This is a genomic window from Streptomyces sp. NBC_00223 (genome assembly GCF_036199905.1).
Taxonomy (GTDB): Bacteria; Actinomycetota; Actinomycetes; order Streptomycetales; family Streptomycetaceae; genus Actinacidiphila.
The window spans coordinates 1,672,701-1,693,490 of sequence record NZ_CP108109.1; the positions used below are offsets into that span (position 1 = coordinate 1,672,701).

Sequence of the window (20,790 nt, forward strand, 5' to 3'; positions counted from 1 at the left end):
GCAGGGCAGGGATCGACCGGGTTCCGGGCACGTGGGGGGCGGGCGGACGCGGGGGGGAGCCGCGCCGGAGGCGTTACGCGGTTTCGCCGAAGTCCGTCGCGTTCATGGCCGCCTCCGCGCCGACCGGCGCGGCCAGCACCGGGCCGATCAGCCGCATCACCTCGGTGATCATCTCGTACTCCTCGGCCGTGCCGTCGACCACGAGATCGGCCAGCGACCGCGAGGGGGCGACATGCGAGGCATGGCGCTCCCTCCCGGTCTGGAGATAGTTCCGCAGCGAGACGACCGGGTCCTGGCACTGCACCTCGATCTTGCGGAGGATCTTCCGGGCCAGCCGGATGTCGTCCGGGGTGTCGACGTACACGCGCCAGGTGGCCCGCGCGGCCACCACCGCGAGGGTCAGCGCGAACAGCCCCTCGACCACGACCAGCCGGTGCCGTCCGCCGAAGGCCACCGTGTCGATCGCCGCGGCCACCGCGTCCTCGTCTATCGACCCGGGATGGTTCCAGTCCAGGGTCTCCGCGCCGGTGGCGCTCAGCGTCCGCACCCCGCGCACCGGATCGTGCGCGGGGACGTAGAAGTCGTCGAGATGGATGAGACCGATGGTCTCGGGGTGGTGCCGCGCCATCGCCTCGGCAAGCGTGGACTTGCCGGATGCGGTGCCGCCTGCGACCGCCAGTACGGGCGTGAAAAGCCCGCTCGCCACACCCGTCATACCGGGCGCTCCTCATCGTGCTCAAAGGGGAAAACGAAGCGGCCGGACCAGCGCCGTGGCCGGAAAGGTTCACCGGTTCGCGACGCCCGGCACGGCACCTCGCGGCGTTGTCGAAGTCGCCCGAGTACGCCCAGTACAAGGGCGATTCTCCGCCTTGCGATGCACCGCACCGGACGCCGCGAACCAGGCAAACCTTTCCGGCCACGGCGCTACCGGGTGCAGGGAGGATAGGTCCCCGCGATCGTCTCGGGCAAGCGGCGTCGACCAGGCCCGGGCGCGGGCCGCGGCGGCGGTGGGCGGAAAGGGGCCGGAGGACCGGCCGGACAAGCGGAACGAGCGGCCGAACACACAGAAGGCAGCGGCCGAAGCGGCGGCCGGGGGGCTAGCCGAAGAAGATGCCGGCCTCCTCGTAGAGCGCCGGATCGACGGTCTTGATCCGGGCGGTGGCGTCACCGATCGGCACCCGGACGATCTCCGTGCCGCGCAGCGCGACCATCTTCCCGAAGTCGCCGTCGCGGACGGCCTCGACGGCGTGCAGCCCGAAGCGGGTGGCCAGCCAGCGGTCGAAGGCACTCGGGGTGCCACCGCGCTGGACATGGCCGAGGACGGTGGTCCTGGCCTCCTTGCCGGTACGTTTCTCGATCTGGCCGGCCAGCCACTCGCCGATCCCGGAGAGCCGGACATGGCCGAAGGAGTCCAGCGTGCCGTCCTTGAGCACCATGTCGCCGTCGCGCGGCATCGCCCCCTCGGCGACCACCACGATCGGCGCGTAACGGATCTTGAAGCGGCTCTCCACCCAGGCGCACACCTGGTCGAGGTCGAAGCGCTGTTCGGGGATGAGGATGACATTGGCGCCGCCGGCCAGGCCGGAGTGCAGGGCTATCCAGCCCGCGTGACGTCCCATCACCTCCACCACCAGCACCCGCATATGGGACTCGGCGGTGGTGTGCAGCCGGTCGATGGCCTCGGTGGCGATATTGACCGCCGTGTCGAAGCCGAAGGTGTAGTCGGTGGCGGACAGGTCGTTGTCGATGGTCTTGGGGACCCCGACGCAGGGCACACCGTGCTCTTCCCACAGTTCGGCGGCCACTCCGAGGGTGTCCTCGCCGCCGATGACGATCAGCGCGTCGACGCCCTCCTCCGCCAGGTGCTCCTTGACCCGGCGGGCGCCGCCCTCGATCTTGAGCGGGTTGGTGCGTGAGGAGCCGAGTATGGTGCCGCCGCGCGGGAGTATGCCGCGGACGGCCGGGATGTCGAGACGTACGGTGTCCCCTTCGAGGGGACCACGCCAGCCGTCGTGGAAGCCGGTGAAGTCGAACCCGTACTCCTGGACGCCTTTACGGACGATGCCGCGGATGACCGCGTTGAGGCCGGGGCAGTCTCCGCCGCCGGTCAGGACTCCGACCCGCATGGACTCTTCCCTTCGTCGCAAGCCAGCTGTGCCGGATGTGCAACCTCCGCCACGCTAGCGTGACTTTCGTCACATGGCGCCGCTCCTGCCGTCGTCCTCGTCGTTGTCAAGACCGCGCTCGATCGCGTATCGGACAAGCTCGACCCGGTTGTGCAACTGGAGCTTGCCGAGGGTGTTCTGCACATGGTTCTGCACGGTTCGGTGCGAAATGACCAGGCGTTGGGCGATCTGTTTGTAACTCAGACCCTTCGCGACCAGTCGCAGCACCTCGGTCTCGCGGTCGGTCAGCCGGGGCGCCGCCGGCGCGTCGGCGGAGGCCCGCGGGGGTACGGTCGCGAGCCGGCGGTACTCGCCGAGCACCAGCCCGGCCAGGCCCGGAGTGAAGACCGGGTCGCCCACGGCGGTGCTGCGCACGGCCTCGACCAGCTCGTCGCGGCCCGCCGACTTGAGCAGATAGCCGGTCGCGCCGGATTTGACCGCTTCCAGTACGTCGGTGTGCTCGCCGCTCGCGGAGAGCACCAGGACCCGGACGGCGGGATCGTGCGCCACGACGTCCTTGCAGACCTGCACACCGGACGCGCCGGGCAGGTTGAGGTCGAGGACGAGCACCTGCGGGCGGGCGGCGCGGGCCCGGCGGACGGCCTCGGGCCCGTCGCCCGCGGTGGCCACCACATGGAACCCGGCCTCGGTCAGATCGCGGGCGACCGCGTCCCGCCACATCGGATGGTCGTCGACGACCATCACGGTCACGGGCACCTCGGGCCCGGTGTGTCCGGCGCTGCCGACCGTCATGGTGTCTGTCCCCTGTTCGCATCAGTAAGTTCGGCCTCCGGCCCGAGCGGAAGTACGAGCCCCGGCCCGGACGGGGGCACGGGCCCAGGCCCGGACCCGGTTCCACCCGGCGGGACGGCACCTGCCGCCGGCGCGGCCTCCGGCCCGGGCGGGGGCACGGGCCCAGGTGGAGACACGGGCCCCGGCCCGGACGGGGGCACGGGCCCAGGTGGGGACACGGGCCCCGGCCCGGACCCGGTTCCACCCGGCGGGACGGCATCTGCCACCGGCCCGGACAGGGGCATCTCGCCCGGTGAAGACACCGGCCCCGGCCCGGACCCGGTTCCATCCGGCGGGACGGCATCTGCCGGCGGCGCGGCCTCCGGCCCGGGCGGGGGCACGGCCCCCGATGAAGACACGGGCCCCGGCCCGGACAGGGGCACGGCCCCAGGTGGAGACACGGGCCCCGGCCCGGACCCGGTTCCACCCGGCGGGACGGCATCTGCCACCGGCCCGGACAGGGGCATCTCGCCCGGTGAAGACACCGGCCTCGGCCCGGACGGGGGCACGGCCCCAGGTGGAGACACGGGCCCCGGTCCGGACCCGGTTCCATCCGGCGGGACGGCATCTGCCGGCGGCGCGGCCATCGGCGCGGGTACGGATTCGCGCTTCGGGCTCTGCGGCGGTACGGGCGCCGCGTCCCCCGATGGTCTCGGTAGGCGCAGTTCGACCTCCGTGCCCTGGCCGGGGACCGACAGCAGCTCGGCCGAGCCGCCCAGGTCGCGCAGCCGGCCGCGGATGGACTGGGCGACGCCGAGCCGCCCCTCGTCCTCGGCGGCGGCGAGCCGGCCCGCGGCGATGCCGGGGCCGTCGTCCCGCACGGTGACCAGGACCGTGTCCGGTTCGTCCTCGACCAGGATCCACGCCTGGGCCCGCTCCCCGGCGTGCCTGCGCACGTTGTCCAGCGCGGCGCCGACCGCGGCGGCCAGTTCGGCGGCGGCCTCGGGCGGAAGCAGGACGGGCGTGCCGGGCGCGGACAGGGTGACCAGGGCGGAGGCGTAGGGCGCGAGCAGCGTACGCAGATCTTCCGGACCCGGCGGACGGACGTCGCCGTCCCCGGCGGCCCGGCGCGGCGGTGGCGTGCCGGAGATCAGATAGCGCAGGGCGACCTCCTGTTCCCCGGCCAGCCTGCCGAGTTCGGCGGCCTCTCCCCCGGCCCGGTCGCCGCGGCGCTGGACCATGGCGAGCACCTGGAGCACCCCGTCGTGGATGTCGCGGGCGAGCCGTTCGCGCTCGCGGGTGGCGGCCTCGATCTGGAGGGCCTGGGCGAGGGTGCGTTCACTGGCCCTGGCGACCTCGACCACATAGCCGATGGCGATGCTCGCGACCCAGACCAGCACCAGGTTGTGCAGGGTGTCGCGGCTGGGGGTGCCGCCGCGTTCGGCGATGTCGGCGACCGCGACAAGGGTGGAGGCGAGCGCGGCCCACCGCCAGCCGCCCTTGATCGCGAAGGCCAGCACCGAGCCCGCGGTCCATATCGACGGCAGCGTGAAGGCGCCCTGCGCGATCCGTTCCGGGGTGTCCACGAAGGCCGTGAGCAGTACCCCGGTCAGCGCGATCGTCAGGTCGGCGGCCAGAAAGCGCTTGGTGCAGCGCTCGGCGTTCCTGACCCGGCCGAGGGTGGCCACGGTCCATACGGCGAGCAGCGCCATGAACGCGCCGGCCGGCAGCGGATGGCGCAGCTCGCCGTACGCCAGGACGTACAGCGCGATCGCGTAGCCGCAGGTGAGGACGCGGTAGGCGAGCAGGGCCCGCCACAGCGGCTGTTCGACGGACATCCGCATGGCCACGCGGTCCTCCCCTTCGGCGTGGTCAGGAGCCGGACGGCCGCTCCGGCGGCCCGGGCTGCTCCGGCCCGTCGGCGGCCGACCCGTCGGCGGCCGGGCCGTCCCCGGCGGCGCTCTTGGCGGCCTCGGCGATCCGGCGCTTGGCGGCGGTGGCGTAGATGTCCACGTACTCCTGGCCGGAGAGCTTCATGATCTCGTACATCACCTCGTCGGTGACCGAGCGCAGGATGAAGCGGTCGCCCTCCATGCCGCGATAGCGGCTGAAGTCGAGCGGCCGGCCGATCCGGATGCCCGGCCGGATGGAGAGCTTGGGCATCACCTGGCCGACCGGCTGGACCTTCTCGGTGTCGATCATCGCGACCGGGATCACCGGGGCGCCGCTGGCCAGCGCGACCCGGGCCAGACCGCCGGGCTTGCCGCGGTAGAGCCGGCCGTCGGGCGAGCGGGTGCCCTCGGGGTAGATGCCGAACAGTTCGCCGCGCTCCAGCACCGCGAGACCGCTCTTGACCGCGGCCTCACCGGCGCCGCGCGCCCCCGAGCGGTCGACCGGCAGCTGCCCGACGCCCTTGAAGAAAGCGGCCGTCAACTTGCCCTTGACCCCGGGCGAGGTGAAGTACTCCGCCTTCGCGATGAAGGTGACCTTGCGGTCGAGCATCGCGGGCAGGAAGAAGGAGTCGGAGAACGACAGATGGTTGCTGGCGAGGATCGCCGGGCCCTCCCGGGGGATGTTCTCCATCCCCTCCACCCATGGGCGGAACGCCGCCTTGAGCGGCGAGCCAATCACGATCTTCATCGCGCCGTAGAACAACCCAGCCTCCTGTTTCCGACGCCAAGACCTTAACGCCCCCGCACACCGCTCCCGCCCAGGCGGCGCCCGTGCCCGTCCGGCTCCGGGGAGGGCTTACCGCTTGGTATCGCGGCCGCGTACGCTGATACCTCCGACCTCCGTGTACCCGCGTAAGCGTCCTTGAACAGGAGACCCACGGTGCCGCTCATGCCCGGAGCCGAACCGTACCGCCATGACGGCGGCGAGACCGGCGTCCTGCTCTGCCACGGTTTCACCGGCACCCCGCAGTCCATGCGTCCCTGGGGCGCCTACCTGGCGGAACGCGGACTGACCGTCTCCGTACCGCTGCTGCCCGGGCACGGCACCCGCTGGCAGGAGATGCAGATGACCGGGTGGCAGGACTGGTACGCGGAGGTGGACCGCGAGTTGCGGTCGCTGACCGGGCGCTGTGCGCGGGTGTTCGTCTGCGGGATGTCGATGGGCGGGGCGCTGGCGCTGCGGCTGGCCGAGAAGCACGGGACGGCGATCAGCGGGATCGTGCTGGTCAACCCCTCGGTGAAGGCGGACAGTCTGCAGCTCAAGGCGGTTCCGGTGATCCGGCACCTGGTGCCGTCGGTGGCGGGCATCGCCAGTGACATCGCGCGCGAGGGCGGCAGTGAGGTCGGGTACGCGCGCACGCCGCTGCACGCGGTGCACTCGCTGAGCCGGTTCTGGCGGATCGTCCGGGCCGGTCTGCCGCAGGTCACCCAGCCGCTGCTGCTTCTGCACAGCCGGGTCGACCATGTCGTGCACCCCTCCAACTCCGCGGTGGTGCTGGGCAAGGTGTCGTCCACGGATGTCACCGAGCGGGTGCTGGAACGCAGCTACCACGTGGCCACGCTCGACCATGACGCCGACCGTATTTTCAGCGAGTCGTACGACTTTATCGAGCGCCTTTCCGCCAAGGAGGGTACGGCCGGTGGCTGACCGCGAGGACGAGGACGCCACCCCGCAGGAGGAGCCTGCCCGTCCGCCGCTGGACGAGGACGCGGCGTGGGCCGCGCTGGTCGCCGGGTTCGACAAGGACCCGGAGCCGGGCGCGGAGCCGTCCTGGCCGGACGCGGAGAACGTACGGCCGGCCGACAAGCGCGACGCGGAGGAGGACGGGGAGGAGGGTGACGGGCCGGGCGCGGTCGCCACGGCGCTGACGGCGAACCGCAGCATCGTCATCCACCCGGTCATCCAGGGGCCGCGGGACTACGAACTCGCCGACAACGACGAGGACGAGCACTTCGTGCCGCCGGAGCCGCCGCCGCTGCCGGAGGCCGACGTCACGACGAAGTTCGCGTGGGTCGCGGTGCTCGGGGGGCCGTTGCTGCTGATCGCCTTCATGATGCTGCAGTTCGAATTGCAGTGGTGGACGATTACGCTCGGCATCGGCGGGTTCCTCGGCGGGTTCACGACGCTGGTTGCCCGGATGCGGACCGGGGAGGACGACGACGACCTCCCCGGCGGCGGCGCGGTGGTCTGACCCCCGCTCCCCCTCTGCCCTCAATCGCCGGGCGGGCTGGTCTGGGGCAACGCGAGCAAAACTCAGCCCGCCCGGCGATTGAAAGCAGTGGCGTGACAAGGCCGAGAAGGTCGACCAAATCCAAGCCCGCCCGGCGTTTGAGGGCAGAGGAAGCCCGGCCGGCGATTGAGGGCAGGATCAGCCCGGCCGGCGATTGAGGCCGCTCGCGGGGACGCGCAACGCGGCCAGCACGGGCAAGTGATCCGTCGCGGCCCGGAGATCCGCCTCGGTGACGCCGGGCACCCCGCCCGGCACCCCGCACCCCAACACCTCGACCCCCGCGGAAGCGAACACCGCGTCGATCCGCTCCCTCGCGTCCCCCGGCACGGACGTGAACTCCCCGCCCCAGGGCTCCGTGGCCCACCCGTCCTGGAGAACCGCGGCCACGCGGGAGAACGCCCGCCCGCCGGGCCGGTCGTTGAGGTCCGCGCCGACCACGGCGTACGGCTCCCCGAGCGCCTCGACCCGGTCGAGCAACAGCCCGGCCTGCACGTGGCGTTCGGCCGCGGACAGACTGAGATGCGCGCTGAGCACGGAGAACCGCGCCCCGCCGATCCGTACCACGGCGGTGGCGAACCCCCGTTGGTGCAGCCCCGGCGTGCGCGGCAGAAGCACGTCCTCCGCGCGCTCGACATGAGCGCGCAGGGACGAGAGGATCATCGGTCCGGCGGCGGGCGCACCGCCCGTCACGTACACCAGACCGCTCGCGCGAGCGAGGCCGGCCGCGGCCTTACGCCATCGGAAGAACCGCGGTGCCTCTTGGATCAGGACGAGATCGGGGGCGCAGGCACGGATCACCCGGGCCAGCGCCGCCGTGTCGTCCCGCAGGGAACGGACGTTGTAACTGAGTACGCGGACGACCGCCGAGCCTCCGGGCTCGGTGGCGGAGCTCGGCAGATCCCCCGCGCTCATTCCCAGTTACCCGCCCATCAGCCCTGTCGTGCCAGGTCGGCCGCCCCGACGAGTCCGGCCTTGCCGCCGAGTTGCGCGGCGAGCACCTGGGCGTGCGGCCGCCACTCCCCGCCGATCAGCCAGCGCCGGAACGACTTGCGGATCGGGTCGAGGACCAGTTCGCCCTCGTCCGACACGCCGCCGCCGACGATGAAGGCGGACGGGTCGAAGAGCGAGGCCAGATCGGCCAGACCCGCACCGGCCCAGCGGGCCAGCTCCCGGAAGGAGTCGATGGCGACCTTGTCGCCCTGCCGGGCGGCGGCGCTGATGTGCCGTCCCTCGATGCCCTCCGCGGTGCCGTCGCCCAGGGCGAGCAGCGCGGCCGCGTTCTCCGGAGTGGCGTTGGCCCGCTGCTTGGCGTAGCGGACCAGTGCGCGGCCGGAAGCGTACTGCTCCCAGCAGCCCTGGCTGCCGCACCCGCACAGCAGACCGTCGGGCACCACCCGGATGTGGCCGAACTCGGCCGCGACCCCGAACCGGCCGCGGCGGAGCTTGTTGCCGATGATGATTCCGCCGCCCAGGCCCGTACCGAGAGTGATGCAGATCACATCGGAATGGCCCTGTCCGGCACCGAATCTGTACTCGCCCCAGGCTGCCGCGTTGGCGTCGTTCTCCACCACGACGGGCAGGCCGACCCGCTGTTCGACCTTGTCCTTGAGCGCCTCGTGCCGCCAGTTGATGTTGGGGGCGAAGAGAACGGTGGCGCGCTTGTCGTCGACGTATCCGGCGGCACCGATGCCGACGGCCTCGATCTGGTGACCGGTGCTGACCTGGCGAATCGCGTCCACGATCGCGTCGACGACGCCTTCGGGAGTCGACGGCGTCGGCACCTTGACCGTTTCGAGAATCGAGCCTTCCTCGTCGACCACTCCGGCCGCGATTTTGGTGCCGCCGATGTCGACGCCGATGGTGAGTCCCATGTGTCCCTCAGTATTCGGTCGATCCCCGCTATGAGAACCGTACCGGAGAGGGGGTCAGTCGAGGTCTATGTGTTCAGCGGTTGAACGCGAGGAGCCTCCGCCGGAGGTCCAGCGGGCTTCCGCTTCGGCCACCGCGGAGCGGTATGCCGCCAGGAGTTCGGCCCCTGCGGCCGTCAGGTGGTCCACGACGTCCGGGTGGCGTTCCTTGATGGGTTCGACAACAGAACGAACCTGGGAGATGACGCCCTGGGCGGCCATCTGCACCGCGGGGTTGCGCAGCGTGGCCAGTCGGTCCGTGACAGCTTCGCCGACCGCCTCCGCGAAGCGGCGCAACTCCTCGGCCGCGCTGCCCGGGCCCTGGCCGGACTGCTGCCGCCGGCGGGCGTGCTCGGCGGCGATGTCCTCGGCGCTGGCCTTGGCCCACGCGTCGGCGTCGGGACGGTCCGTGGCTTCGCTCATGATCGGCTCCAAACGGGACGCTGCGGTCGTGGCGCCGGATTGTGCCTCGGCTCCCTTTCGACGTTACCCGAAGGGACGGGCGGACGGCCGGGACCCGGGTCCAGGCAGCGCGGGCAGGCGTCAGCGCGGCCAGAGGTCCGGGTCGGGCGCGAACCGCACCCGCAGCGTCTCCTCGCGCAGCGCCGCGCCCGCGACCGTGCAGCGGCGCAGCGCGGAGGGCAGCGGCACGATCCGCCGGAAGCCGCCCGCGTCGACCACGAGTTCATCGCCCCTGCGGACCAGGTCGAGCCCGTCGCGGGTGGCGCCGGGCAGCGGCAGCGACCAGAGGAACCAGCCGTCGTCGGCGAGCCGGTCCTCGACGCTCCACGGCTCCGGCGCGCGGCGGGCGGCGGCGGGCACGGCCACCGGCGGCTCGTCGGCGGCGAGCGGGGCCCCGCCCAGGTGCGGCAGTTCGCGCAGGGGTACGGAGTCGGCGGCGCACTGGTCGGCGAGCGCCTTGAGGTGGGCCTGCTGATGGCCGGAGAGCGCGGACAGAAACGGATCGGCCGAGCCGGTCGGCAGCAGCCGGTTGGCGACGACCTCGGCGAGCCGGTTGCCGTACAGGGCGAGCCCGGTCCGCGCGGTGCGCAGCGCCTGCCCGGCGGAGAGCCCCGGCTCCAGGACGACAGTCACTGCCGTCCCGGGGTCCTCGATCACCGCCTGGACGGAGGCGAGTTCACGGTCGGCGCGGGCGGCGGCCTCGTAGGCCCACTCGGTGGGCATCGGCACCCCGGCGAGCTGGGCCAGCACCGGCCGCAGGGCGCGCGCGGCCTGGCGGTCGGCGGGCAGCAACCGGCCCAGGTAGCGCCGCAGTTGCTCGGGCAGCGCGAGCAGGGCGACGGCCTCGCGTACGGGCGGCAGATCGACCACCACGAGGTCCCAGGGCGCCGGGTAGGCGGTGCCTTCGCTCGTGACGTTCGCCTGCCGCAGGGCCCGCAGCAGCGCGAAGGCGCCCGCGCCGGGCAGTTCGGTCAGTTCCTCGGGGTCCAGCGGGGGCGCGCCGAGCAGCGAGAGCAGGCTGCCGATCCGGCCCTGGAGCTCCTGCGCCCCGGCCCGGAAGGACTCGGCCGCGTCGACCCGGACGACCCGCAGACCCGGTACGGGGTCGGCCGCGGCGGTCCGGTCGGCGGTCAGCAGCACCGTACGGGCCCCGGCGCGGGCGGCCGTGGCGGCGGTGGACGCGGCGACCGTGGTGACACCGGCCCCGCCCGTGCCGGTGACCAGCAGGGTACGGACCGGGGTGCGTGCCGGGGCGGCCACTCAGACCGGCTTCTTGGGCTCTGCGGAGGGGTCTGCGGCGGCCTCGGTGCCGGCCTCGGCATCGGGCTCGGCCGGGGTCTCGGCGGAGGCGGCCGGGACCGTCTCGACCCGCTTCTTCAGGCCCGCGAGCGCCCGGTCGATGATGACCTTCTCGGCCTTGCGCTTGATCATGCCGAGCATCGGGATCTTCACGTCGACCGTGAGCTGGTAGGTGACCTCCGTGCGGGCGCCGCCGTCCAGCGGCGCGAGGGCGTAGGAGCCGTCCAGCGTGCGCAGCATCTGGGACTTCACCAGCGACCAGCGGACCTCGTTGTCGCCGATCCAGTCGTAGGCGAGCGTGTGGTCGTCCTTGATCGCGCCCGCGTCGAGCAGCAGCCGTACCTTCTGCGCGCGGCCCGCCTCGTCGGAGGCGAGCACTTCGGCCTCCTTGACCTCGCCGGTCCAGTCCGGGTAGCTGCCGAAGTCGGCGATGACGCCCATGACGGCCGCGGGCGCCGCCTCGATCGTGATGCTCGACGTCGTGTGTTCCGCCATCGCCGTGGCCCTCCGGACTACTGCTGAAGCTGGTGAAGGTTGCTGCTGCTGCCGTGCTGCCGGCTTTGTGCGAAGGCTACCGCGCCCAGGTGGGACGGCCGTCACCACTCCAGTGCCCACGGGGTGCGGGTGTGGTTGAAGTGGCCGACGTTCACACATTCGGTACGGCCGATCCGGGTGCGGCGGACCAGTGGCTGGTGGACATGGCCGAACAGGGCGTATTTCGGCTGCGTCTCGCGGATCGCGGCCAGCAGCGCCTCGCTGCCGCGCTCGAACCGCCGGGCGGTCGTGTCGTAGCAGAGTTCGGGGATCGCGGGCGGGATGTGGGAGCAGAGCACGTCGACCGGGCCGAGCGCTGCGACCTTGGCGGCGTACTGCTCGTCCTCGATCTCGTACGGGGTGCTCATCGGGGTGCGCAGACCGCCGCCGACGAAGCCGAAGACCCGGCCGCCGATCTCCGCGGAGGCGCCGTCGAGCACGGTGGTGCCCGGCCGGGCGTACTCCGGCCACAGGGTGGGGACGTCGACATTGCCGTAGGTGGCGTAGGTGGGGGTCGGGAAGGCGGCGAAGAGCTCCGCGTACTGCCTGCGGACGGCGGCCTCGATGACGGCCCGGCGGTCGAGACCCGCCCACAGCCGCCGGTCCAGGGTGCGGGCCTCGTCGAAGCGGCGGGCGGTGCGCAGTTCGACCATGCGGTCGGCGTTCTCGACGCCGAACAGGTCGGGGAAGATGCCGCGCGCGTGGTCGGCGTAGTCCAGGAAGAGGATGAGGTCGCCCAGGCAGATCAGGGCGTCGGCGCCGTCCCCGGCACGGGCCAGGGCCTCGGTCGCGCCATGGACGTCGCTCACCACGTGCACCCGCATGGGGTCACCTTATAAGCGGGCGTACGGCGAACGGGTGTCCGAGCGCGGAGCGCCCGCACACGGGCCGGACGCTGGTCTACTGTTCCGGCAGCGGGCCCGGCCCCCAGGCCGGTGTGTGATGCTTAAAACATCTGTAGTGCGCCTCTATCGCCGGAGCTTTACCGATGGGTAACGTCCAGCCCGTCCGTCACCTTCCCTCCGGGTGCGCCGTGGCACCGATGAGGAGCAACTGCCTTGCGTGAGTTCAGCCTTCCGGCTCTGTACGAGGTCCCCGCGGACGGCAATCTGACGGATCTGATCCGGCGCAACGCCGCACAGCATCCGGACACCGCGGTCATCGCCCGCAAGGACGCGGCGGGTCACTGGGAGGACGTCACCGCGGCGCGCTTCCTGGCGGAGGTACGGGCGGCGGCCAGGGGCCTGATCGCCTCGGGCGTCCAGCCCGGCGACCGGGTCGCGCTGATGTCCAGGACGCGTTACGAGTGGACGCTGCTGGACTTCGCGGTCTGGAGCGCGGGCGCGGTGACCGTACCCGTCTACGAGACGTCCTCGGCCTCGCAGGTCGAGTGGATCCTCGGCGACTCCGGCGCGGTCGCGGTCGTGGTGGAGTCCGGGGCGCACGAGGACACGGTGGAGTCCGTACGGGAGCGGCTGCCGCGGCTCAAGCACATCTGGCGGATCGACGCGGGCGCGGTGGACGCGCTGGTCGGGGCGGGTACGGATGTCTCCGCGGCGGTGGTCGACGAGCGGTCGGCGGCCGCGGGCGCGGACTCCCCCGCCACGATCGTCTACACCTCGGGCACGACGGGCCGTCCCAAGGGGTGCGTGCTCAGCCACCGCAGCTTCTTCGCCGAGTGCGGCAACGTGGTGGAGCGGCTGGGGCCGCTCTTCCGCACCGGGCACTCCTCGGTGCTGCTCTTCCTGCCGCTGGCCCATGTCTTCGGCCGACTGGTGGAGGTGGCGGCCGTGATGGCGCCGATCCGGCTCGGGCACGTGCCCGACGTCAAGAACCTCACCGACGATCTGCGGTCCTTCCGGCCGACGATGGTGCTGGGCGTGCCGCGGGTCTTCGAGAAGGTCTACAACTCGGCGCGGGCGACCGCCCAGGCGGGCGGCAAGGGCCGGATCTTCGACCGGGCGGCGGCCACCGCGATCGCCTACAGCAAGGCGCTGGACACACCCGCGGGCCCCTCGCTGCGGCTGCGGTTCACGCACAAGCTGTTCGACCGGCTGGTCTACGCCAAGCTGCGCGCCGCGCTGGGCGGCCGGGCCACCCACGCGATCTCCGGCGGGGCCCCGCTGGGCGAGCGGCTGGGCCACTTCTACCGGGGCATCGGCTTCACGGTCCTTGAGGGCTACGGCCTGACCGAGTCGTGCGCGGCGACCGCGTTCAACCCGTGGGACCGTACGAAGATCGGTACGGTCGGCCAGCCGCTGCCCGGCTCCACGGTCCGGATCGCCGACGACGGCGAGGTGCTGCTCTACGGCGAGCACCTGTTCACCGGGTACTGGAACAACGACGCGGCGACCGCGGAGGCCGTCTCCGACGGGTGGTTCCACACCGGGGACCTGGGCACGCTCGACAAGGACGGGTATCTGGCGATCACCGGCCGCAAGAAGGAGATCATCGTGACGGCCGGGGGCAAGAACGTCGCGCCCGCGGTGATCGAGGACCGGATCCGGGCGGACGCGCTGATCGCCGAGTGCATGGTCGTCGGCGAGGGGCGGCCGTTCGTGGCCGCGCTGATCACGCTGGACGAGGAGTTCCTGCCGCGGTGGGCCGAGCAGCACGGCAAGTCGGCGCGTACGGCGGCGGAACTGGCCGACGACCCGGATCTGCTGGCCGCCGTGCGGCGGGCGGTGGACGTGGGGAACGCGGCGGTCTCCACGGCGGAGTCGGTGCGCAAGTTCGTCGTCCTGCCGGGGCAGTTCACCGAGGAGTCGGGGCATGTGACGCCGTCGCTCAAGCTCAAGCGGAGTGTGGTGGCGAGGGATTTCGCGGCGGAGATCGAGGGGTTGTACGAGCGGTAGGCGGTGGCGGGCGGGCGTACGGGGGCCACGTGGGCGGGCGCCCGTACCGCTCAGAGCAGGGACTTCAACCGCTCGGCCAGCAGGTCCCAGCGCCAGGACTGCTCGACCCACTGGCGGCCCCGGTCGCCCATCCTGGCGCGCAGTTCCGGGTCGCGCAGCAGGGTGAGCACGCGTTCGGCGGACTGCTCGGGGGAGCCGCCGGCCACCACCCAGCCGGTCTCCCCGTCGAGTACGGCGTCCGGGGCGCCGCCGGAGTCGCCAGCGATCACCGGGAGCCCCGTCGCGGACGCCTCCAGGTAGACGATGCCCAGCCCTTCGACGTCCAGGCCGCCGCGGCGGGTCCTGCACGGCATCGCGAAGACATCGCCGGCGCCGTAGTGCGCGGGCAGGTCCTTCCACGGGACCGGCCCGGTGAAGCGGACGGCCGAGGCCACGCCCGTACGCTCGACGAGGCGTTCCAGGTCGGGGCGGTAGGGGCCGTCGCCGACGATCAGCAGCACGGCGTCCGGGAACTCGCGCAGGACGCGGGGCATCGCGAGGATCAGCGTGTCCTGGCCCTTGCGCGGTACGAGCCGGGACACGCACACGACGACGGGCCGGTCGGCGAGGCCGAGCCGGGCCCGTACGACGGGGCCGCCCGAGTCCGGGTGGAAGGTCTTCTCGTCGACGCCGGGCGGGAGTTGCACCATCCGGGCGGCGGCCTGGGGGGTCAGCGCGGGGGCGATACGGGAGCGGGTGTACTCGCCCAGATAGGTGAGGGTGTCGGTGCCTTCGCCGATGCGGCGCAGGAGTTGACGGCTCGCCGGGAGCTGGGCCCACCCGGCTTCGTGACCGTGCGTGGTCGCGACGAGGCGGGTCGCGCCGGCTTTGCGGAGGGCGGGGGCCATCAGGCCGAGCGGCGCGGCCGCGCCGAACCACACGGAGGAGCAGCCGTGTTCGCGCAGCAGCGAGACGGCCCTGCGGGTGGCCCTGCGGGTGGGCACGAGCATCTTGGTGCGGTCGCGGATGACGGGGAAGGGCTGGTCGGCGTCGAAGTGGGCGACTTCGGTGCCGTCCTTCCAGGTGGAGGCGTAGACGACGACCCGGCCCGGGTCGAGCCGGAGCGCCATGCTGTGCACGAACGACTGGATCCCGCCGGGGCGCGGCGGGAAGTCATTGGTGACGATCAGTGTCTTCTCCATCGCCCCCGACCCTACCGGCCGCATCCCGCCCCGAGCGCACGACGCGGCACCCACCGCTCCCCCTCGCGCCGAGCCCCAGCCCCCTTTCCCGCCGCACCGGCGGACCGAGCGCACCCCCTACTCCGCCGCAACGGCGAGACGCGGGGACGAACCGCACCGGCGGTGCCCAACGGGCCGAGCCCGCAACGGCACCGCCGGACAGCGGCGATCCGCTTCCCGCCGTCGCGGCGGAAAAGGGGTGGACGTCAACGCCACACAACGCCCCAGAAGCCCAAGGCGGCCGCCTTGAACCCGCCGCAACGGCGGGACGCGAAACGAACCGCACCGGCGGTGGCCGACGGGCCGAGCCCGGAACCGTACCGCCGGGCAGCGGCGATCCGCTTCCCGCCGTCGCGGCGGAAAAGGGGTGGACGTCAACGCCACACAACGCCCCAGAAGCCCAAGGCGGACCGCCTTGAGACCGCCGCGGCGGTGGCCGACGAGCCGAGCCCGGAACGGCACCGCCGGGTAGCGGCGATCCGCTTCCCGCCGTCGCGGGGGGAAGGGGGCGGGCGTCCGTGTCGGCGGGACGTGTCAGGGGGTGGGCCCCGCGTCCCGCCGGCGGGACGCGCGGGCCGTGGCGATGCGGGAGGCCGGCGTGGGATGGGTGGAGAGCAGGACGTGGAGGAGCCGCGGCGGAGCCGGATCCGCCACGTTCGCCACCGTGAGCCGCCGCTGCATCGCGATGAACGCCTCCGCGTCCCCCGTCAGTTCCAGCGCGTGCCGGTCCGCCCGCCGCTCCACCCGCCGGCTGAGCGCCCGCCCGAACGGTCCCGCGACCGCCCCGAAGACGGCCGCCGCCGCGGCCAGCAGCCACGCCGACCTCGGATCGGCGAAGCCTCCCACCCCCGCCAGATCCAGCAGCGGCCCCCACGTGACGACGGCCGCGAGCCCGCACACCCCCACCGCCGCGCCCAGCGCGCCGAGCGCGGTCCCGCGCGGCACGTCCCCGTGCACCACGTGCCCGAGTTCGTGCGCGACCACCAGCTCCACCTCCCGCGGCTCGGCCGTCGCGACGAGCGTGTCGTAGGCGACGATCCTGCGCGTGCGCCCGAACCCGGACACATACGCGTTGAGCGCCGTCGTCCGCCGGGACGCGTCGGCGACCAGCACGTCCCGCACGGTCACCCCGTCCCGCGCGGCCAGCGCGAGCAGCGCGTCCCGCAGCGGCCCCGCCTCCATCGGCGTGAAGCGGTTGAAGAGCGGCTCGAAGACCAGGGGCGCGACGAAGGAGAGCAGCACCGTCACCACCGCCGCTCCCCCGGCAGCCCAGGCCCACCACCAGCGGGTGACCCCGGCGAGCCCGTACACCGCGAAGAGCGCGCCGAGCGTCAGCGGCAGGGAGATCAGCAGGCCGCGCAGCTGATCCACCGCCCAGCCGCCCCACCCCTGGGTGACCAGGCCGAACCGGGACCGTACGACCCGCCCCCGCGCCGCGAAGGGCAGCCCGAGCAGCTGCGGCAGGACGACCAGCGTGACCGCCGCGCCCACCACCCGCGGCGCCCAGGCGTCGCCGAAGGCGCCGACCAGCCTGGCTCCCCCGGAGGTCAGCCCGAGGGCGAGCAGCAGCGCGAGCGACGCCGCCGAGGAGCCGAGCGCGAGCGGTACGACGGCCCGCCGCAGCGCCCGCCCCCGGGCGACCTGCTCGGGTGTGAAGTCGGGCTCGTCACCGGGCTCCGTACCAAGATCCGGGCCGCTCATCCCAACTCCCCCTGCACATAGGCGCGCCAGCGCGCGGTGAACGCGGCCGTCCCGACCCCGAGCGACGCCCGCAGCCGCGCGTCGAGCGTGCCGCCCTTGGCGACCGCGCGGTAGAAGCCGGTCAGCGCCTGCGGCGACCACTCGTCGGCGATCATCCGGCAGGCCAGCCACCCGCCCTCGTACGCCTGCGCGAGACCGCCCGAGGTGGACCGGAAGTCCGCGTCGGTCGGCAGCGACTCGGGCACGCGGCCCGCGGCCACGTCGGCGGCGAGTTCGGGGGCGATCTGCCGGGCGGTACGCCCCGAGCCGCGGTAGGCGACCCAGTCGGCGATACCCTCGGAGAGCCACAGCGGGGTGTGCGCGTCGGTGGCCAGCCGCGTCGCCACGTGGGTGGTCTCGTGGGTGAGGACGACCTGCCGGCCGAAGGCGGAAAGCTCCCCGAACGCCTCCGGGTTGACGATCACCCGGTCCGCAGGCGCCTGCGCGTTGCGCCCCAGCTCGCCGGTGGTGACAGCCGCGATGCCCCGGTAGTCGTCGGCCTTCGCGTCGAGCAGCGCGGCCATCCGGTCGAGCGAGGACGGCACTTCGACGACGACCTTGCCCGGCCAGCCGCTCCCCCACGCGCGGGTGACCGCCGGAACGGCCCGGTCCGCGTCGTCGGCGTACCCGCGCAGGTCGGCCGCCGAGGCGGTCCCGAGCACGAGGCTGTGCGCCCCGCGCACCACCCGGACCGGGCCCTGGTCCCACAGCTGTACGGCCGTGCGCCGGCCGCTCGGCGCGCCGTCGTCGTCCCCGGCCACGTACCAGCGGCCGTCGCGCTCGGCGAGCGTGAGGTACGCGGTCGAGACGACCGGCTCGGTGTCGTATCCGCGCAGCCGGTAACGGAGTTCGACCTGCGCGGCGGTGCGCCTGCCGCCGGCGTCGGCCGCCGGCGGCAGCGGGAAGGCGCCGACGCGCACCAGCGTGTACGACCAGGCGGCCAGCGGTACGTCGGCCAGGTCGGCGAAGACCTGCCGCTGCCGGGCGAGGAAGCGGGTGGACCGGGGATCGACCCCGGCGAGGAAGGCCGTACGGTCGTGGTGGAGCACGGCCGACGCCTGCCGGGCGAGCAGCGCGCGGGCCCCGGCCAGGTCCTCCGTCGCGGTCGGCCGCGGCCGCGCGGCGGACGAGCACCCGCCCACGAGCGCGAGCAGCAGCGCGAGCCCCGCCACCCGTACGCGGACGGCGACCCCGGAGTACCGACCCGCCGCCGCGAACACGCCCCGATCGTACGGCCCCGGGACGCGCGGGCGGACGCGGGCGCGCGCTACGGCCGGACGGCCGGCCCCGCGGGCGGGTCAGGGACGGGTGACGGTGTTGACGGGCATACCGGGGCGCGCGGGCGGACGCGGGCGCGCTCCGCGACCGGACGCGCGGCCCCGTGGGCGGGTCAGGGGCGGGTGACGGTGTTGACGGGCATCATGGCGACCGGGTCGTAGCGGACCCGGGCGCCGGGGTAGGGGGCGTGGATGACGCGGCCCCCGCCGACGTACATCGCCACGTGGCTCGCGTCGCCGCGGTAGATGACCAGGTCGCCGGGGCGGGCCTCGGACAGCGGGACATGGCGGCCCGCGTTCATCTGCTCCTGCGAGGTCCGGGGCAGCGCCACCCCCGCGCGCCGGTAGGCGTACTGCATCAGCCCGGAGCAGTCGAAGGCGTTGGGGCCGGTGGCGCCCCAGACGTAGGGCGCGCCGAGCATCTGCCGGGCCGCGGCGAGGGCCAGCGCGGCGCGCGGGGAGGCGGCGGGCAGGTCGCCGAGCGGCAGGTCCCCGAGGTCCAGGGCGGGCCCTGGACGGTCACGGGAGGCCCGCTCCGGGCCGCCGGGGGTGTATCCGGCCCGTTGGGCCGCCGGCATGGCGTTGAGGAGCCGCTGGGCCCGTGCCAGCGATTCCCGTACGTCCTGCTCGCGTTGCCGGAGCACGGTCCCGGCCTGCCGCAGCTCGTCGAGCTTGTCGGCGGCCTGGGCCCGCTGCTGGAGCAGGACCCGTTCGTCGCCCTGGAGTCGGCGCAGCCGCCCGGCCTGCTGGTCGCCGATCCGGTCCAGCGCGGTGGCCTGTTCCAGGTACGCGTCGGGGTTGTCGGAGAACAGCAGCGCGAAGGACGGGTCGATGCCGCCGCCTCGGTACTGGGAGGCGGCGAGCGTGCCGAGTTCGTCGCGAACGGAGTTGACCCGCTGCTGGGCCCGGGCGGCCCGGTCCTGGAGGGTGCTGAGGTCGGCGCGCAGCCGCTCGGTCCGCTCCTGGGCGGCGTCGTACTTCTGCGTGGCCTGTTCGGCCTGCCGGTAGAGCCCGTCCAGGCGGGTGGCGGCGTCCGGTGCGCCGCCCGCCGGGTCCGCGGCGGCGACCTGCGCGGTGCCCGCGGACAGCACGGCCGCGGCCGCGGCGACCGCGGAGAGCACGGTGACCCGGGTGGTGCGGGCGGTCAGGCCCGGCTGGGAAGAACGTCGATGTGTTGCCACGGCAACCGACAGTAGCCATGTGATGGCGGAGAGTTCAAAGACGTGGCCGTCCGACTATCGGGCGTCGCGTCGCAACCGCAGGTCACGCGCCCGGCCCGGGAGGGTTCGGCTGGGTGTTCATCACCCGTACGCCGTACCGGGGTTCCGGTCCGCCGGGCGCGCCGGGCCTGCCGGGAGAGGCGGCCCGGCCCGAACTCAGATCCGGACGCCGAACTGGAACGGCATGTTGCCCATGGACTCGTAGCGCACGGACGCGCCCGGCTTCGGGGCGTGCAGCACCATGCCGTTGCCCGCGTAGAGGCCGACGTGGTGGTAGTCGCCGTAGAAGATCACCAGGTCGCCGACGGCGAGCTGGGAGGCGCTGAGGCGGGTGCCGGCGTTGGCCTGCTCCTGCGAGGTGCGCGGAATGGTGACCCCGGCCTGCTTGTAGGCGTACGAGGTGAGGCCGGAGCAGTCGAACGAGCCGGGGCCGGTGGCGCCGTAGACGTACGGCTTGCCTATCTGCTGCTGCGCGGCGGCGAAGGCGGCGGCGGCGCGCTGGGTGGCGGCGGTGGAACTGCCGAGGTCGACCCGGCTGCTGGCGCGGCTGGCGGCGATGGCGTCGTCCAGTGCCATCTGGGCCCGCTGCTGGGCCGTGAGGCCGCTGAGTATCTGCTGCGCCGCGGCGAGCTTCTGCCGGGTCTCGCCCTTGCGCTTGGACAACTCGGTCCGGGTGGACTCGAGTTCGGCGAGCTTGGCGGATGCCTCGGCGCGCTCCTGGTCCAGGGTCTGCTTGGCGTCCTGGAGTTGCTCCAGGGCGCTGGCCTGGAGCGAGCTGATCTGGTCCAGGGACGTGGCCTGGTCCAGGTACTCGTCCGGGTTGGAGGAGAGGAAGAGCTGGAGCGCCGGGTCGATGCCGCCGCTGCGGTACTGGGAGGCGGCGATGGCGCCGAGCCCGTCCCTGAGCTGGTTGAGGTGCTGCTGCTGCCTGGCCACCTGGTCCTGGAGGCTTGAGGCGTCCTTCTGGAGGGTATGCAGCTTCTCGTTCGCCGCGTCGTACTTCTCGGTGGCCTGCTCCGCCTGCTCGTACAGCGCGTCGACCCGGGCCTTCGCGTCCTTGATGGTCGGCTTCGCCGGGGCGGCGTGCGCGGCCTGCGCGGAGAGGGCGACGGCCGCCGCAGCGGTCGCGGTCAGCACGGTCACACGCGTGCGGCTTGTCGGCTTGGGACGACGGTGGGACGCCACGAAGGCGATCT

At 73.4% G+C, this 20,790-nt stretch carries 18 protein-coding genes and 1 pseudogene; 3 read left to right on the top strand and 16 right to left on the bottom strand.

Translation table 11 applies throughout. The annotated features are described in order from the left end of the window. Nucleotides 1-73: 73 nt before the first annotated feature. The 5 genes and pseudogenes from OHA30_RS07055 to OHA30_RS07075 form a co-directional block, all read right to left on the bottom strand. Complete coding sequence (locus OHA30_RS07055; protein ID WP_328912930.1) at nt 74-715, bottom strand: uridine kinase family protein; 642 nt, start codon at nt 713-715, stop codon at nt 74-76. A 382-nt stretch (nt 716-1,097) separates the two neighbouring features. Continuing rightward, nucleotides 1,098-2,126: a 6-phosphofructokinase gene (locus tag OHA30_RS07060; RefSeq protein ID WP_328912931.1), complete on the bottom strand. Its 1,029-nt coding sequence runs from the start codon at nt 2,124-2,126 to the stop codon at nt 1,098-1,100. A 69-nt stretch (nt 2,127-2,195) separates the two neighbouring features. After that, on the bottom strand, nt 2,196-2,918 hold the full coding sequence (locus tag OHA30_RS07065) for a response regulator transcription factor (protein WP_328912932.1): 723 nt from the start codon (nt 2,916-2,918) through the stop codon (nt 2,196-2,198). Between the two features lie 689 nt (nt 2,919-3,607). Continuing rightward, nucleotides 3,608-4,741 (bottom strand): annotated as a pseudogene (gene macS / locus OHA30_RS07070) (MacS family sensor histidine kinase); the annotation flags it as partial. Between the two features lie 28 nt (nt 4,742-4,769). Beyond that, the gene (locus OHA30_RS07075) at nt 4,770-5,552 is read right to left on the bottom strand and encodes a lysophospholipid acyltransferase family protein (RefSeq protein ID WP_328912933.1); all 783 of its coding nucleotides are present in this window, start codon (nt 5,550-5,552) and stop codon (nt 4,770-4,772) included. Nucleotides 5,553-5,729: 177 nt separating this feature from the next. Between OHA30_RS07075 and OHA30_RS07080 the strand changes: the two genes are divergently transcribed. Both OHA30_RS07080 and OHA30_RS07085 read left to right on the top strand, forming a co-directional pair. After that, nucleotides 5,730-6,497, top strand: a complete 768-nt coding sequence (locus OHA30_RS07080; RefSeq protein WP_328912934.1) for an alpha/beta hydrolase — start codon at nt 5,730-5,732, stop codon at nt 6,495-6,497. Further along, nucleotides 6,490-7,041 (top strand): hypothetical protein, encoded by a 552-nt coding sequence (locus OHA30_RS07085; protein WP_328912935.1) that lies wholly within the window; start codon nt 6,490-6,492, stop codon nt 7,039-7,041. Before OHA30_RS07080 ends, OHA30_RS07085 begins: the two co-directional genes overlap by 8 nt. Before the next feature lie 177 nt (nt 7,042-7,218). Here OHA30_RS07085 and OHA30_RS07090 read toward each other — a convergent pair whose 3' ends face one another. The 6 genes from OHA30_RS07090 to OHA30_RS07115 all read right to left on the bottom strand — a co-directional run bounded on the left by OHA30_RS07090 (nt 7,219) and on the right by OHA30_RS07115 (nt 12,106). Then, nucleotides 7,219-7,992 carry an endonuclease/exonuclease/phosphatase family protein gene (locus tag OHA30_RS07090; RefSeq protein ID WP_328912936.1) on the bottom strand — a complete coding sequence of 258 codons (774 nt, stop codon included), beginning with the start codon at nt 7,990-7,992 and terminating at the stop codon, nt 7,219-7,221. Nucleotides 7,993-8,009: 17 nt separating this feature from the next. Beyond that, on the bottom strand, nt 8,010-8,951 hold the full coding sequence (locus OHA30_RS07095; RefSeq protein ID WP_328912937.1) for an ROK family glucokinase: 942 nt from the start codon (nt 8,949-8,951) through the stop codon (nt 8,010-8,012). A 54-nt stretch (nt 8,952-9,005) separates the two neighbouring features. Further along, nucleotides 9,006-9,410, bottom strand: coding sequence for a DUF5304 family protein (locus OHA30_RS07100; protein WP_328912938.1), 405 nt, complete (start codon nt 9,408-9,410; stop codon nt 9,006-9,008). 120 nt (nt 9,411-9,530) lie between these two features. Beyond that, nucleotides 9,531-10,709, bottom strand: coding sequence for an ArsA family ATPase (locus tag OHA30_RS07105; RefSeq protein ID WP_328912939.1), 1,179 nt, complete (start codon nt 10,707-10,709; stop codon nt 9,531-9,533). Beyond that, on the bottom strand, nt 10,710-11,243 hold the full coding sequence (locus tag OHA30_RS07110) for an SRPBCC family protein (RefSeq protein WP_328912940.1): 534 nt from the start codon (nt 11,241-11,243) through the stop codon (nt 10,710-10,712). Nucleotides 11,244-11,344: 101 nt separating this feature from the next. Then, nucleotides 11,345-12,106: a metallophosphoesterase family protein gene (locus OHA30_RS07115; protein WP_328912941.1), complete on the bottom strand. Its 762-nt coding sequence runs from the start codon at nt 12,104-12,106 to the stop codon at nt 11,345-11,347. A 234-nt stretch (nt 12,107-12,340) separates the two neighbouring features. On the opposite strand from OHA30_RS07115, the gene OHA30_RS07120 reads away from it, so the two are divergent. Then, nucleotides 12,341-14,137: an AMP-dependent synthetase/ligase gene (locus OHA30_RS07120; RefSeq protein ID WP_328912942.1), complete on the top strand. Its 1,797-nt coding sequence runs from the start codon at nt 12,341-12,343 to the stop codon at nt 14,135-14,137. Nucleotides 14,138-14,187: 50 nt separating this feature from the next. Here OHA30_RS07120 and OHA30_RS07125 read toward each other — a convergent pair whose 3' ends face one another. The 5 genes from OHA30_RS07125 to OHA30_RS07145 form a co-directional block, all read right to left on the bottom strand. Further along, a complete protein-coding gene (locus OHA30_RS07125; protein WP_328912943.1) occupies nt 14,188-15,318 on the bottom strand; it encodes a glycosyltransferase family 4 protein in 1,131 nt (376 codons plus the stop codon). Between the two features lie 573 nt (nt 15,319-15,891). Continuing rightward, nucleotides 15,892-17,058, bottom strand: a complete 1,167-nt coding sequence (locus tag OHA30_RS07130) for a M48 family metalloprotease (RefSeq protein WP_328912944.1) — start codon at nt 17,056-17,058, stop codon at nt 15,892-15,894. Further along, nucleotides 17,055-18,317 carry a hypothetical protein gene (locus tag OHA30_RS07135; protein WP_328912945.1) on the bottom strand — a complete coding sequence of 421 codons (1,263 nt, stop codon included), beginning with the start codon at nt 18,315-18,317 and terminating at the stop codon, nt 17,055-17,057. The genes OHA30_RS07130 and OHA30_RS07135 overlap by 4 nt, the downstream gene beginning before the upstream one ends. Nucleotides 18,318-18,487: 170 nt before the next feature. Beyond that, nucleotides 18,488-19,555, bottom strand: a complete 1,068-nt coding sequence (locus tag OHA30_RS07140; protein WP_328912946.1) for a C40 family peptidase — start codon at nt 19,553-19,555, stop codon at nt 18,488-18,490. 195 nt (nt 19,556-19,750) lie between these two features. Then, nucleotides 19,751-20,779: a C40 family peptidase gene (locus OHA30_RS07145; protein ID WP_328912947.1), complete on the bottom strand. Its 1,029-nt coding sequence runs from the start codon at nt 20,777-20,779 to the stop codon at nt 19,751-19,753. Nucleotides 20,780-20,790 lie beyond the last annotated feature (11 nt).